The organism is Roseovarius dicentrarchi (assembly GCF_003316635.1).
GTDB lineage: Bacteria > Pseudomonadota > Alphaproteobacteria > Rhodobacterales > Rhodobacteraceae > Roseovarius > Roseovarius dicentrarchi.
The window spans coordinates 1-1,459 of record NZ_QNQP01000069.1; the positions used below are offsets into that span (position 1 = coordinate 1).

Consider the following 1,459-nt stretch of genomic DNA (forward strand, 5'->3'; position numbering starts at 1 on the left):
ACCGGATATTCCATCCCCGGTTCCTGGCCTTGATGAACCACTATGTCATGGAGCCGGTGGCCTGCACCCCCGCGTCGGGTTGGGAGAAGGGACAGGTCGAGAACCAGGTCCAGTTTTTACGAGGCCGATTGTTTGTTCCCATGCCAGCTTTTGATGATCTGGATGGGCTGAACAACTGGTTGCGTCTGCGCTGCGAGGAATTGGCAAGCCGCGCCCATCCTGATCAATCGTCCCGCACGATTGCGGAGGTTTTTGAAGATGAGCGCGCCGAGCTGCGCCCCCTGGGGCGGGCTTTTGATGGTTATGTGGAAAAGACGGTGCGGGTCCGTTCCACCTGCCTGGTTCAATATGCCAGCAATCGCTATAGCGTGCCTTCCCGGTTTGCAGGCCAGCATGTCTCCTTGCGCGCCTATGCAGGCCGGATCGTGCTGGTGTCAGGCCAGGACGTTATTGCCGAGCACAAGCGTCGCTTCACCCGCAACGTCAGCTACTTTGAACCTTGGCATTATGTTCCTCTACTGGATCGCAAGCCCGGCGCTCTGCGCGACGGCGCCCCTTTTGTGGACTGGCAACTGCCTGAGGCCATGCATCGGATCAGGGAGCATTACATGGCTGGCAAAGGCGGGGACCGGGAGTTCGTCGATCTGCTTCTGCTGGCCCAGGACCACGGAATCGAGGTGGTGGAGACGGCCTGCGAACTGGCAGTTGAACAAAACACGTTGCGCCTTCCTGCCATCACCAATCTGATCAACCAGTTGGTGGAGCCAATCATCACGCCGTTGAATGAGGGCAATGTCTATCCGCAGCTGACCGTGCGGCCCGAGGCCGACTGCAAGCGCTATGAGGCGCTCTGCTCGGCCGAGGAGGCTGCCGCATGAACGCTCTCATCGACCAACTCACCGCCTTGAGGCTGCATGGAATGGCAGCTTGCGCCCATGATTTGCTGTCCGCGCGCAAGCCACCAAGTCTGACCACAGCGATAAAGCAACTGATCGACGCGGAAACTGTAGAGCGGCGAGTGCGTTCCATCCAGTATCAAATGCGCATCGCGAAGTTCCCCCATCATAAGGACTTCGCCACCTTCGATTACGGCGCGGCCGCGGTGAGTAAGGCCCAGATCGAACCCTTCTGCTCGGGTCAGTTCACCGAAGAGGCGCACAACCTCATCCTGGTCGGCGGAACCGGGACAGGCAAAACCCACATCGCCATCGCGCTTGGAACCGCCCTGATCAACAACGGCAAGAAGGCCCGCTTCTTCAACGCGGTCGATCTGATCAATGCCCTGATCAAGGAACAGGCCGACGGCAATGCCGGGAAGATCATCCGGCAGCTGTCGGCCCTGGATTGCGTCATCATCGACGAGTTAGGCTACATCCCGTTCCCGAAATCCGGCGGCGCGTTGCTGTTCCACCTGATCAGCAAGCTCTACGAGAAAACCAGCGTCATCATCACCACCAAC

2 protein-coding genes are annotated in these 1,459 nt (G+C 59.1%); both read left to right on the forward strand.

All coding sequences use genetic code 11. The annotated features are described in order from the left end of the window. The coding region (locus DQ230_RS16845) for a Mu transposase domain-containing protein (protein ID WP_113913701.1) at window positions 1-878 on the forward strand (878 nt) is incomplete at its 5' end. Continuing rightward, window positions 875-1,459: ATP-binding protein (locus DQ230_RS16850; protein ID WP_113913702.1), on the forward strand; the 585-nt coding region annotated here is incomplete at its 3' end. The genes DQ230_RS16845 and DQ230_RS16850, both read left to right, overlap by 4 nt.